Origin of the sequence: Rhizobium sp. Root708, from assembly GCF_001429725.1 — a bacterium.
Taxonomy (GTDB): domain Bacteria; phylum Pseudomonadota; class Alphaproteobacteria; order Rhizobiales; family Rhizobiaceae; genus Rhizobium.
Genome location: NZ_LMHV01000042.1, coordinates 24,997 through 37,220, shown reverse-complemented (window position 1 = coordinate 37,220; position 12,224 = coordinate 24,997). Strand labels below are relative to the sequence as shown.

General features: G+C 59.8%; 13 protein-coding genes. 7 read left to right on the top strand and 6 right to left on the bottom strand.

Features of this window, described 5'->3' with window-relative positions; genetic code table 11:
* Nucleotides 1-146 precede the first annotated feature (146 nt).
* Complete coding sequence (locus ASE04_RS22870; protein ID WP_156408872.1) at nt 147-737, top strand: hypothetical protein; 591 nt, start codon at nt 147-149, stop codon at nt 735-737.
* A gap of 202 nt (nt 738-939) precedes the next feature.
* Here ASE04_RS22870 and ASE04_RS30825 read toward each other — a convergent pair whose 3' ends face one another.
* The 3 genes from ASE04_RS30825 to ASE04_RS22855 all read right to left on the bottom strand — a co-directional run bounded on the left by ASE04_RS30825 (nt 940) and on the right by ASE04_RS22855 (nt 3,754).
* Complete coding sequence (locus ASE04_RS30825; RefSeq protein WP_156408871.1) at nt 940-1,242, bottom strand: hypothetical protein; 303 nt, start codon at nt 1,240-1,242, stop codon at nt 940-942.
* Between the two features lie 284 nt (nt 1,243-1,526).
* Nucleotides 1,527-2,441 (bottom strand): helix-turn-helix domain-containing protein, encoded by a 915-nt coding sequence (locus ASE04_RS22860; RefSeq protein ID WP_056822868.1) that lies wholly within the window; start codon nt 2,439-2,441, stop codon nt 1,527-1,529.
* Between the two features lie 92 nt (nt 2,442-2,533).
* Nucleotides 2,534-3,754: an MFS transporter gene (locus tag ASE04_RS22855; RefSeq protein ID WP_082597452.1), complete on the bottom strand. Its 1,221-nt coding sequence runs from the start codon at nt 3,752-3,754 to the stop codon at nt 2,534-2,536.
* Between the two features lie 538 nt (nt 3,755-4,292).
* Here ASE04_RS22855 and ASE04_RS22845 point away from each other — a divergent pair.
* The 6 genes from ASE04_RS22845 to ASE04_RS22820 all read left to right on the top strand — a co-directional run bounded on the left by ASE04_RS22845 (nt 4,293) and on the right by ASE04_RS22820 (nt 9,915).
* On the top strand, nt 4,293-5,252 hold the full coding sequence (locus tag ASE04_RS22845) for an NADP-dependent oxidoreductase (RefSeq protein WP_244490479.1): 960 nt from the start codon (nt 4,293-4,295) through the stop codon (nt 5,250-5,252).
* Nucleotides 5,253-5,367: 115 nt separating this feature from the next.
* A complete protein-coding gene (locus ASE04_RS22840; RefSeq protein ID WP_056822859.1) occupies nt 5,368-5,784 on the top strand; it encodes a cupin domain-containing protein in 417 nt (138 codons plus the stop codon).
* Between the two features lie 25 nt (nt 5,785-5,809).
* A complete protein-coding gene (locus tag ASE04_RS22835; RefSeq protein ID WP_156408870.1) occupies nt 5,810-6,280 on the top strand; it encodes a nuclear transport factor 2 family protein in 471 nt (156 codons plus the stop codon).
* A gap of 24 nt (nt 6,281-6,304) precedes the next feature.
* Nucleotides 6,305-7,255: a helix-turn-helix domain-containing protein gene (locus tag ASE04_RS22830; protein ID WP_056822852.1), complete on the top strand. Its 951-nt coding sequence runs from the start codon at nt 6,305-6,307 to the stop codon at nt 7,253-7,255.
* 201 nt (nt 7,256-7,456) lie between these two features.
* Nucleotides 7,457-8,668, top strand: a complete 1,212-nt coding sequence (locus ASE04_RS22825; RefSeq protein ID WP_056822848.1) for an NAD(P)/FAD-dependent oxidoreductase — start codon at nt 7,457-7,459, stop codon at nt 8,666-8,668.
* A gap of 335 nt (nt 8,669-9,003) precedes the next feature.
* Nucleotides 9,004-9,915 (top strand): helix-turn-helix domain-containing protein, encoded by a 912-nt coding sequence (locus ASE04_RS22820; RefSeq protein WP_056822845.1) that lies wholly within the window; start codon nt 9,004-9,006, stop codon nt 9,913-9,915.
* A gap of 7 nt (nt 9,916-9,922) precedes the next feature.
* Here ASE04_RS22820 and ASE04_RS22815 read toward each other — a convergent pair whose 3' ends face one another.
* From ASE04_RS22815 to ASE04_RS22805, 3 genes are all read right to left on the bottom strand, one after another.
* The gene (locus tag ASE04_RS22815; protein ID WP_056822839.1) at nt 9,923-10,396 is read right to left on the bottom strand and encodes a hypothetical protein; all 474 of its coding nucleotides are present in this window, start codon (nt 10,394-10,396) and stop codon (nt 9,923-9,925) included.
* A gap of 148 nt (nt 10,397-10,544) precedes the next feature.
* Entirely contained in the window at nt 10,545-11,219 is a 675-nt protein-coding gene (locus ASE04_RS22810; RefSeq protein WP_056822836.1) for a TetR/AcrR family transcriptional regulator, read from the bottom strand.
* A 58-nt stretch (nt 11,220-11,277) separates the two neighbouring features.
* The gene (locus tag ASE04_RS22805) at nt 11,278-12,042 is read right to left on the bottom strand and encodes an SDR family oxidoreductase (protein ID WP_056822831.1); all 765 of its coding nucleotides are present in this window, start codon (nt 12,040-12,042) and stop codon (nt 11,278-11,280) included.
* Nucleotides 12,043-12,224 lie beyond the last annotated feature (182 nt).

Sequence of the window (12,224 nt, the reverse complement as noted above, 5' to 3'; positions counted from 1 at the left end):
AGTGGTGGCAGAGGGCCTGGCCCGGCAACGCGGATCCGCTCTTGCCGAGACCACCCCGGTGGCGATTACTGATCCTCCTCGCTTTCTGCCGCGACGAGCTTTACGGCGATCCCATATTCGTTCCGGTTGTTGAGGATCCCAGTGGAGTGCACGGGTTTTGCAATCTCACCGTGGCGGCGAAGGTTCAGCAGGACGGCGGCGGCCCTCTCCACGGATGGTCCATATGGGAACTGCCAGATGCGCTCTGGACTGCCGAGTTTCACGTCGTCTGGAAGGCGCCCGACGGCACCCTTATCGACGTGACCCCTAAGCCGGACGGCGAGACCTCGATATTGTTCGTTCCCGACGACACGTATCCAGCCGATTTCGATTTCGCCGCGCGTCCTCCTAATCGGAGACGGCGAGCACTGCCGGATCTCGACCTTGCGGCAATTGCCGCTTCTATGATTTCGGGTCTCGCAGAGAGCCAGAAGGCCCACGAGGAAAAACGAGCCTCCAAGCTGGGACTGTCACTCTCGGAGTGGATGGAACGCAAGGTCCCGAGCGATAGATTGAACGATCAGATCGACACCGTCATTCGCGCGACTGGTGAACTCGAAGAGCACCGCGACAGCCTAACCAAGGGATCGAACTATTTCACTCCCGATCGGAAGTTCATCGCACTGAACAATGAAGCCGCCAAAGCAATGGAGAAACTGAAGGGGATGCTGGCGCAACGCGAGGGCAATGGCCGATGACGAAGAAGAAGCCGCTCAATCTTTCCTCGATCTCCGTCGGGTGCGCGATCCAGTAATCGAAGTCGAGTGCCGCACCTGTGGCCGGGCTGGCAGCTATGGCCCCGCCGAACTCGTCAAGAAGAATGGCGCCAGTCTGACGTTCAGCAGGCTCCAGCATCCGCCGTACCCATGGTTCCCGCTTGAAGACAGCCTCGCTCAGCCATCATGCTGCAAACCGTCGAGAAAGCGCGTCCCCACGAACCGCCACAAGATGTGCGACCAGCGCCACGGCAACGTGATCGAGATACAGGTGGCGATCTCTGCTGCAGCTGTGGATCGCCTGGCTCACCGACAGAAGCAGATTGCGTATAGTGGCATCCTCGAAACCCTGACCCGGACTGTAGGAAAGCGCCGACGTTCTCCCCCAAAACTCCGCGCCGACCACGTCGATGATCGCATTGAAGGGGATGTGGCAATACAGGGCGTGGAGCGGCTGATCTATAATGGCGCGACCTTCAAACCTCATGTCGTTGATTGTCAGATCGCCCGGCTGAAAATCGCAAGTCGGGGCTTTCCGCCCCTGCTCCCAGAATTGGAATCCTCGATATGCCCTCAATTGCATAACGATTACAATGGCGTCTTCGACGACACGAGGGCCAGTTTCATATGGCTCGCAACGGTCCGTCTTCAGCTCCGTGAACGTCAATCGGCCGCGTCTCAAAGTCTGCGCCGTAACGAATGGTCCATTCGCTGCTTTGAATCGGCATGCCAGCCCGGACGCGATCAAGCTGGTCCTCATCACATCCTCCTTCAATGCCGTAGCAGGTGCCGCCACTCTTCGGGGCTGACACCGACAATCTTCCAGAATACCCGAGATAGATGCCTGCCGTCGTAAAAGCCGCTCTCCGCAGCAATCTCCGTCAACGAAGATCCGGTCGACCGCAGCAGAAACATCGCTCGCTCTATTCTGCGCTCCGCCAGCCAGATGTCCGGGCGAACGCCGACCGAGCGTTCGAAGGCAATATTGAATTCGGAAATGGTGAGCGAGCACTCGGCTGCCAGCGATGCAGTAGATATCGCGCCGTCGAGGTTGGCAGCGATCATTTCCTTCACCTTTTTTTGCTGACCGAGCGATAGCTTCGCTCCAATCAGGCGAGGCACTGAAGAAACGATCCCATATTTCCGCAGGACATATGCCGCGGTAGCCGCGGTAACATGATCCACGAATAGCTGGTTGGCCTCGTTGGGACGGTCGAAGGCCTGAAGCAGCGACTTTCCGAGGTTCCAGATGACATGATCGCTCGCACCGACGAGGGGATCATTGTTGAAGTGCTGGACATGGGCGAGACCCTCTGTGTCCGCAATCTCGTCCAGGGAGTGGCGAGGGAGATAGAAATTTAACTGGTGGATTGGGCAGACCCGATGCCCAACCCAGCGGGTTCTGAGGTCGAAGATGGAAACGGCTCCTGCCGCCAATGGCCGAGCCTCAACAGGGCGTCCGTCTCTCCAAAGGATTCTCTTCGGCCAGTCCCTTAGCTGCAGCATGACTAGGATGGCGTCCTCGTTCTCGACAGGTGCCGTAAGAACGTTGTCCGCGATATCGCATCTGATTTGCGTGACGGCGATGCTACTTCTTTTCAGACTTGTTCTCGTCAGGAAAGACCGAGCAGCCTGTGCGTTGAGCGCGCTTGCAAGGTTGGCCCCATAGGCGCCACGAGCGTTCATTCCGTTCTTCTACCTCTCGAGTTGGGCGTTGGTTCGGACAACCAAAAAATAGCAAGGCACTCCGAGCGAGGATTGATGGTTCGGGACATGAATCACGCAGGCCTCAGCTTCCGAACCTCCGATTGAATCGGCTCTTCAAAGGGCGGAAGTCCTTTGAACAGATTGGCGCCGATCCCGAGGAAGAAGGCGGCCCAGAGCAGGCATGGAGAGTAGCTGCCGCCCGTATCTCTCAGGATCGCGAAGAACAGCGGAGAAAGAGCGACTCCGACCAGGAAGCCGGAATAGAGGACCCCCACGATCCTGCCGTACGCTGCCGGCCCGAAGTAGCGCGACACCAGGTAGGCGATGAGGTCGAGCTCGGCGCCTAGTGTCAGACCGACGAGCACGGCAGTCAACGGAATCCAGTCGCCGCCCAGACTGAACAGCACGACAAACCCGAGCGAACTGCCGAGCATGATGACAGCGGCGACCGTAGGCGCGAACACCCGATCGATAATGAGGCCAGTCAGCAGCCGTCCGAGGACCAACGAAATCCCAAGGAAGCTCGATGCAGCCGAAGCGTGGGCGACGGCGTACCCGTTGTCGACAAGCATCGGGACAAAGTGAACCACAACGCCTCCGCTCGCTAGCGCAACACAGAAGAATGCGGCGAGCATCCGACGGAAGGTCGAATCGTTCCAAGGGATACTTTCCCGAGGCAGATGGCGCCGCGTCGCTGCCTCGGGAAACCGCGTCTTCGTGATGACGAGGAAGCAGAGCATGACAGGTATCGCCCCAATCATCATGACGGCGAGCGTGACATAGCCCATTCGCCAGCCGCTCCCGTTGACGACATGCCCGAGAAGAAATGGAGCGATAGTACCTGAAAGGCCAATACCCATCATCGCAACTCCGAGTGCGGTGCCGCGCCTTCTCTCGAACGATGTCACAAGCAGATGGGAAAGAGTGACCGGTCCGCATCCGGAACCAAGGAGCGCCATCGCCCCCATGATCGCCAAGAATATTGCGATCGACGGCCCCATCGAACTCAGCGCGAAGTACCCCAGCGCCCCAAAGCCGAGACCGCCGACGATGAGTGGACTAGCCCCAAACCGTGTCAGGGCTGAGCCTACGAACGGAGCGCTGATGGCGCTGCATATTGTGAGGACAGTTATTCCCGCTGATATGGACGTTCTCTCCCAGCCGAATTCCGCCTGAAGCGGCCCCATGAAGAGGCCGATGGTGTATGGCGGCAGGGAGTGAACACCGATTGCATTGCCGAGCAACGCTGCCGTCAGCGGTGGCCATCCACGTCGAAATTCGCTCCCACCCATCGCGTATGCTCCATCGCCCGCATGTTCGACTTCAGCGTGTCGCAAACGAGTACCGCGTTATTGAAGGAATGGGGCACGGCTGGAAGTATGCGGACAAGTTGCGCGGGTCTTTAACCCCTCGAGATCGGGAGACGCATCGTTCGGGATCGTGTCCCTAACACACAAAGGAAGTCGCTTGTTCAAAATACAATCTGGATTTCATTTCCCAGAATGATGCCAGCTATCACAGGCAATCCGTCGCATGGTCCGTCATTTCTGGAGACGATATCCTCTCTCGCTTCCCTGCGTGCTCTCCGCGGCTGCCGCAATATGGGTCCTCAGCGCGTCCGACCCAGCGCGGGTCCAGCCGTACCAACGCAGACCGAAGCGTCGTCTTCGGAATAAGCTCTCCGGCCATCCGAAAGGACGGGTCGGAGAGCTTGAGTATTCTCGATACCGCGCAGCCTCTGCAAGCGAGCTGCACCGACTATGATCAATGCCCGGTCAGCCTAACGGGCCGCCTGCTCGATCTCTGGCGGCATTTCACATGGAGAAACCAATGAGTTCTGCAAGCGCAGGCACAACCACCATGACCTCGTATCGCGTGAACGAGTTCGGAGGTCCCGATGTAATCAGAGCTGAGGTTCTCCCTCTCGATGAACCCGGCGCGGGCGAAATGCGCGTCCGTATCAAGGCGATCGGTGTCGGCCCTTGGGATAGCTGGATCAGATCCGGCAAAAGCGCGCTGCCGCAACCCCTGCCCCTTACACTTGGATCCGACTATTCCGGTGTCGTGGATGCTCTCGGGCTGGACGTGAAAGGATTCAAACCGGGAGATGCCGTTTACGGCGTGACCAACGAAAGATTTACTGGAGCCTATTCGGACTACGCGATCGTCAAGGCCGCCATGGGCGGGCACAAGCCCGTCACCATCGGCGACGTCGAGGCCGCATCGGTGCCAGTCATCGCCGTCACGGCGAAGCAGGCGCTATTTCAGCATGCTCGTCTGACGGCGAGCCAGACCGTACTGATCCATGGAGCAGCGGGCAGCGTCGGCGCCTTCGCGGTCCAGCTCGCACGCAGGGCCAAGCTTAAGATCATCGCGACCTGTGCGACCGAGGATGTGGACTACGTGAAGGGCCTCGGTGCGAACCTTGTGATCGACTACAAGAAACAGAAGTTCGACGAAGCGACTGATGGTGTCGATGCGGTGATCGATCTCGTCGGAGGCGAGACACAGCTCCGTTCCTTCGGTGTTGTTCGACACGGCGGCTACCTGATCTCCGCAGTCTCCAAGCCCGACGAGGAGCTGGCCGCCAAGCTGGGCATCCATGCCTCGTTCTTCCTCGTCGCCGTCACCACTGGAGAGCTGGTGGACATCTCAGCCGCCATCGACAGCGGCGAACTTGAGACCCGCTTAGGCAAGGTTCTTCCACTCTCGAAGGCGACTGAAGCCCACGAGATGCTCGAAGGGACACGCCCGCGAGGCAAGGGCAAGATAGTCATGACGGTCGAATAGATCGGTCACCTCGACTCACGTCAATGTGGCTCGATCCCAACAAGATTGTGCAGACGGTTCAATAGGTACGAGACATTCGAATTTAAGACAGTCGGACCCGATGAAGGAGGATCACATGTACTTCTATAAATCCGTCATAGCATGTGCCGTTACCCTGGCATTTTCAGGCCCGGTTCACGCCCACGACGCTAAGGGAGAGACCGTTTCCCAGGCGTTTCTTGAGAAGATCCCAAACATACCTGGAAAGAGCCTGCGCGCCTTCGTCGTGGAATACGCACCCGGCGGCACGTCGCCGTCGCACACGCATGACAAGTCCGCATTTATCTTCGCGTACGTCCTGGAAGGAGCGATCCGCAGCCAAGTCGACGACGGTCCCGTCCATGTGTTCAAGGTTGGCGAGAACTGGTTCGAGGTTCCGGGAGCGCACCACCGGGTGAGCGAAAATGCCAGCAAGACGAAGCCTGCGAAACTGCTGGCGGTTTTCGTTCTCGACAGCGATGCAACTCATCCGACCACGCCTGACGCTGAATGAGGCCGAGAGAATGGAGATCGAGCAGATGAGATCGCGAAAAGACCCAGTCGACATCCTCCGGCGTTTTTTGGAGAATCCGGCACATCCCGAAGCAGTGCACGAGCTGGTGGCCGACGATGCCGTGCATCTTTCGATAAACGATAAGAACCCGGATCTGGAAAAGGTTCTGCCGTGGGCCGGCAGAAATCATGGACCGCAAGGGTTCCTCGACGCCCATTCCCGGATGTTCCGCTACATCCGGAACGAAGAGTTCGTCGTCGAGACCATCTTTGGGTCGGGCGGAAACGTCGCCGCGTTCGGCACGGTGAAGCAGTGCTCGAACACGCTCTCGAAGTCGACATCCTCGCCGTTCTCCGTGTGGGCGAAAGTCGCGGCTGGCAAAATCGTCTTCCTCCAGTATCTTGAGGACAGCTACGCCACCGCGCTGTCGTTCAAGTCGGAGGGGTTCTGGACGGTCCATGCCGATCCGGAGGGAAAACCCTATGATGTCCGTTGAGCTTCGGGCGGGAGGGCCACATCGGTGAGCGCTGCGAGCGAAGTCGGCGGCGCGAAAACGATCAATGGGGCCTTCGGCAAGGATCTGGGAAGGCCGATCGGCGTGACAGAGGCGCCTGTGCTTGTGAGCTCCCTGCTCGGGAACTCGGAGATCGCAGTCACGAAGTTGATCTGCTCGGGCAATCCGGAGATGAGCGACGTCTTTCCCTATGAAGACGCATGGCTCGTATCAACGCAGGCCGAGGACTGCCCAGACCACGAACTCTGGGTCGATGGCAGGTCGTGCGGCAGGGAACCTCTGCCGACCGGAACGTCAAGCATATACGATCTGCGCCGAGAGCTTCGGGTCAGGCCGCGAAGCTCGTCCCACAGCTACATCTATCACCTTCCGCGATCGATGCTGGACTTCATCACCGACGACATGGGCGCGCCACGCATTGCGGAGCTTGCGCACCCAGCAGGATCTTCCGCCGATGACGCGACACTTAACAATCTCATGACGGCACTGCGACCATGCTTCGAGGAACCCGCCAGCTTCCCGCGGCTTTTCGTCGAGCAGATCACGCTCGCCGCCGCCGTCCACATCTGCGTGCGGTACGGGCGGCTGGAGGAACGAAGCATCGCTGGCAGCCGGGGCCTTGCGCCATTGCAGATGAGACGGGCGCTGGAACTGATGGATTCGCGCATCGAGAGCGACGTTTCAGTCTTGGAAGTGGCAAGGGAGTGCTCCGCCTCTGTATCCCATTTCGGCCGCGCGTTCAGCCGCACAATGGGCGAGACACCGCAGCAGTGGCTGCTGCGACGAAGGATCAGGCACGCATGCGACCTCATGCGGGACCGTTCCCTCTCGCTGGCCGATATCGGGGCGCGCTGCGGGTTTGCGGATCACGCCCACTTCGCCCGCACCTTTCTGCGGATCACTGGCGACAGGCCCCGCGACTGGCGATCGTCTATCAGACCGCTTTCGGCGGACTGAGCAACCGGAAATCCTCCAGTCCTCGCAGTCCGCCCCCAGCTTGCGATAAAGATCGGCATCAAGCCGAAGCTTCGTCGTGTCCAATGCGATGCGAATAGCGTGTCGTGAAACCGCCCTTCCAGGGCGATCATCAGTATGGCCATCGACGACCGCATCCCTTGGTCATGCGGCGGGCGGTGCCATGTCCAAAGGAAACGGAAAATGAGCGAACGTATTCTGATCATCGGCGCTGGCTTCGCGGGAATGTGGGCGGCTTTAAGTGCAGTCAGGCTTCTTGACGAGCAAGGCAAGGCCGACGGTGCCGTAGAGGTGGCGTTGATCGCCCCGCAGCCCGATCTCCATGTCCGGCCGCGGCTCTACGAAGAGCATGCGGCGAAGATGAGCGCTCCCCTGAGCGAGATATTCAAGAACGTGGGTGTTCGCTTCATTCAGGGCCATGTTGCTTCCATATCGACCGACCGAAACCGCGTGACCTTTCTCGACGACGAAGGCCGCGAGATGGAGATCGCCTTCAGCAAGCTCGTGCTCGCGACTGGCAGTAAGCTGTTCCGGCCTGACATTCCCGGTCTGGAACAGCATGCCTTCAATGTCGATCAGCTTGCCGATGCCGCCATCCTCGAAGAACACCTCTCCGAACTGCACGAGCTTCCCGAAAGCCCCGCAAGGAATACCGTCATCGTCGCGGGAGGCGGCTTCACCGGTATCGAGACTGCGGCCGAAATGCCGCATAGGCTGCGCACTGCGCTGGGCGAGGATGCCGCCGTCAGAGTAGTTATCGTTGAGCGCAACGAGGCGATCGGGCCCGACCTCGGACCTGGCCCGCGTCCGGTCATCGAGCAGGCGCTTTCCGAACTCGGCGTTGAGACGCGGCTTGGTGCGGGGATCATCGCGGTCGACGCCCGAGGCGTGACGCTATCGTCCGGCGAGCGTATCGACGCGGCGACGGTCGTGTGGACTGCAGGAGTCCGCGCCAACCCGCTGACGAAACAGATCGAAGCTGAACGCGACGCTGTCGGACGGCTGCACGTCGACCGCAATTTGAAGGTCGTCGGCCACGCCGACGTCTACGCGACCGGGGATGTCGCCTATGCCGCGACCGACGACCTCGGAAATTATGCAATGATGTCCTGCCAGCATGCGATGAACCTCGGACGTTCGGCGGGCAACAACGTCGCCGCTGGCCTTCTCGGTGTCGAGCCGATCCCTTACAGCCAACCGAAGTACGTGACCTGCCTCGACCTTGGCCCATGGGGTGCGGTCTACACCGAGGGCTGGGATCGACAGGTCATGCTGAAGGGTGCCGAAGCGAAAGAGCTGAAGACGAAGATAAACACGATGTGGATCTACCCGCCGAGTGCCGACCGCAAGGCCGCTCTCGAAGCGGCCGATCCCCGACGCATAGTGGTAGCTTGAGCACGCTCCTCCCTATGCGGCCCGGTTCTCCAACCCGTGCCCGATCATTCAAGAATGGACATGCCTGCTCGTGCATAGTGTGAATGTCGCGACACCGTGCCTCTCCCGCACGAGATGGCAGCCGCCGCTAACCCCTCGGCAACGACTGCCAAACGACGAGCCCGCTCCGCGCTTCCTCCCCCCAGGAACGGGCTCGTCTTTCTCTGTTCTCAGCGCCTCCTTGAAAAATTTCGCTCGGTATTGAACGATGTGGACGCAAAATCCAGACCTCGTCCGAAACGAAGTTGCAAGCGCAGATCGGCGTCGTAAGATCAGATCCGTTAGGGAGCCGCTCCATGACTGACGCAGGTGCATATGGTGAAAACCTCGGTTCGCGTTTCGAACTTCAGAACGTCCCGACAGTGCTGTCCCGGAACCTGAAGCGGGAAAATCTTGCCCTTACCGAAATCAAGGGCAGCGCGCCGTCCCCGTTCCCAAGCAAGTCCATTCCGCGAGAGACGGCCTACCTCGTGGCGCTTCAATTGCGCGACTACCCCACGCATCGCTACTGGGAGGATGGCAGGCAGTATCCGGTGCAAGATCTTCGTCAGGGCCAGAGCCTCGTGTACGATCTGCAGCGAGATCCCGTTGTGCTGTTGGACAAGCCCTTCCACTCCGTGCACTTCTACCTGCCGTCGGACGTGCTCGACAAGGTCGCCGAGGAGGCCTGCGCCCCCAAGATCAGCGAACTGGTCTACAAGCCGGGCTTTGGCTACGACGACCCGACGATGGCGAGCCTGATGACGGCTGCGGCGACCGCCTTCGCCAACCCGGACGAGGTTCCTCAGCTCTTCGTTGATCACATCTCCCTTGCGATGGCCTCCCACGTCGCATCGACCTACGGAGGGCTATCGCCCGGAGGCAAGGTCTCCAAAGGCGGTCTCGCGCCATGGCAGCGCAAGCGGGCCACGGAACTGATCGAGTCGCGGCTCGATGGTGCTCTGGAGCTCGAGGCGCTCGCGAGGGAATGCGGACTGTCGAAGAGGCACTTCTGCCGGGCCTTTCGACAGACTACAGGCCAGTCTCCACACGAATGGTTCCAACTACGGCGACTGGACCACGCCAAGGAACTGTTGCTTGACAAGGGCAAATCCCTCGCCGAAGTTGGCATCCTCAGCGGCTTCTCCGATCAAAGCCACTTCACTCGAGTCTTCATGCAGTATGTCGGAACAACTCCGGGTGTCTGGCGCAGAAACCGTTGTGAATGATTCTGGTTCAGTGCATGTGTAGCGGCTCGGTTGAGCCGAGCAGCGAAATCGTTCGGGCGAGCTGCGTTGCCGCGATATTGTTGTTCTCGTCCCTCGCCGCCTCGTAGGCAGCCAGGCATAAGTCCTGCAGCTTTCCAAACCTGAGACCGCAATCCACCTGGGCGACGATGCAGGTGAAAAGAACGTCACCGACCGAGCGCCCCTTCATGACGACGGTGTTTCCGGTGCCCCCAAGGTTGAGGTTGAACTCCTCGAAATATGGGCTGTTAGTGGCTATGCTTTCGTAGAGCTGGCGCGCGACCCTGCCCCTGTCAGGTTCGGCGACCTGCGCCAGAAAGACGCCGATCTCCACTCCGCTCGCGCATTCCTCCTCGTCCAATCCGAACATGCGCGCCGCCACATCGTCTGCGAGCACGATGTCCTGCCCTATGATCCATGTGATGAGTCCGCTGTTGATTTCCGTCTTCCCAGTATCCGTCATCGGATATTCCCGCCCAAGAGCATAACAGAATGCGAATCGCGTTCGCATTTACGTTTTACCACTTTTTATGACCGCCGCGAATGGGCATGCCGAAAATTGTGGGGCGGCGGCGTAGCGCAGCCAGATGAAACTGGAACCACGCGACCCGCTACTTGGGAGACATTTTGTATGACGGTGTGTCTGTCACGGCCTTTTCGAGATAGGCGAACGCCGCCATGCCGTACTCGCTCTTCACTGCCGCCCACGAAAAACCGCTCATTATCGGATCGCTTCCTCTAACCTTGAAGATTGCCGCGTTCGTGATGATCGAGAAGGCGACTTTGGCGGCAGAAGCTAGGCGTTCGTCTCGCATCGTTGGAAAGTGCTCTCGTAGACCACCGAGAAAGAAGCCGAAGATTGTCTGCCGGACGCCTTGCCCCGTCTCCAGCATCGGCCTGTTGGCGACACGGGGATCGAAGAGTGCCCTGTGCAGTGCCTCATCGTTGGAGAACACGTCGCCAACCGCAAGTGCGAAGGCAGTGACATAGCTTTCAAGGCTGCAATGATCCCCCCCTTGAACGGCTTTGACCACAGCCTCCCGAATCCGAAGCGCCACCACGTCCTTCAACGCCTGCAGAAGGTCGTCTTTTCCTTCGAAGCGGCGGTAGATGTTGCCGACGGGCATGTCCGCCACCTTCCCGACGGCCGCCATCGAGAACCCGTCGATCCCATCTTCCCGCAACAGCGTCTCGGCGGCGGCCAGGATGCGTGCGCGCGCCTCCCTGCTTCTCCTCTGCTGAGGCTCTAGCCTGGGCACGGTCTGGCCGCGGTCGATGTCCGTCATGCTTCACCTCGTCTATACGACAACGATCTATCATGCCGGGCACGCCGCTGTCATGCGGTCAGGTCCGGGTGATCGTCGCCCCACCGTCAACGAGCATTGTATTTCCCGTCACGAAGGTCGAGTCGTCGGAAGCGAGAAACAGTGCCGCGCCCGCAAGTTCCTCAGGACGCCCGAGACGCTTGAGCGCGCTCATGTTGACCATGAAACTCTGCTTGTCGGGCGTGTCGTTCATCTCGTGATACATCGACGTCTCGATCGCTCCCGGAAGGATTGCGTTCACCCGGATGTTCTTCGGGCCGTATTCCGTCGCGAGCGTCTGGGTCAGTCCGACGAGTCCCGACTTGCTGGCGGCGTAAGCGACGGTGCCGGGAATTCCGAAACTCGAGCCGACGATCGTACAGGTGAAGATCACCGAGCCGCCACCCGACGCCGCCATGCGAGGGATCTGCGTTCTTGCGGCGATAAAGGACGCCGTGAGATTGACGGAGAGCGCTTTCTCGAAACCTTGCTTCGAAACGATCTCTGAAGGCCCAGCTTCGCCGATCGTCCCGGCGTTGTTGAACGCCACGTCCAGTCCGCCGAACCGCGCGAAGGCCGTCTCTACCAACGTTCGCGCGTAGTCTTCCTCCGCCACATCGCCAGCGACCATCGCGGCGACACCGCCAAGGGATTCGATCTCGGAGACCAGCGATTGCAGCTCCGAATGTCGTCTGGCGCCGACGACGACCATCGCCCCCTCAGCGGCAAACTTCAGGGCAGTCGCGCGGCCAATCCCTGCGCTCGCACCCGTGACGATGGCAACTTTTCCCGCAAGCCGTCTCATTTTCTTTCCTCCAGATCAGGATGAAGTCGAAACGATAGAAGCGCCTGCGGGCACATCCGTTCTATCACCATCGGCACATCCGTTGAACGGTCGGGCCGTCGTTGAAGCTTTCTGCGACGCTTGACGGTCGAAGCGTTCCAAACGCGTCTCTCCGATACAATTCGATCGGCGATCCTCGTGAC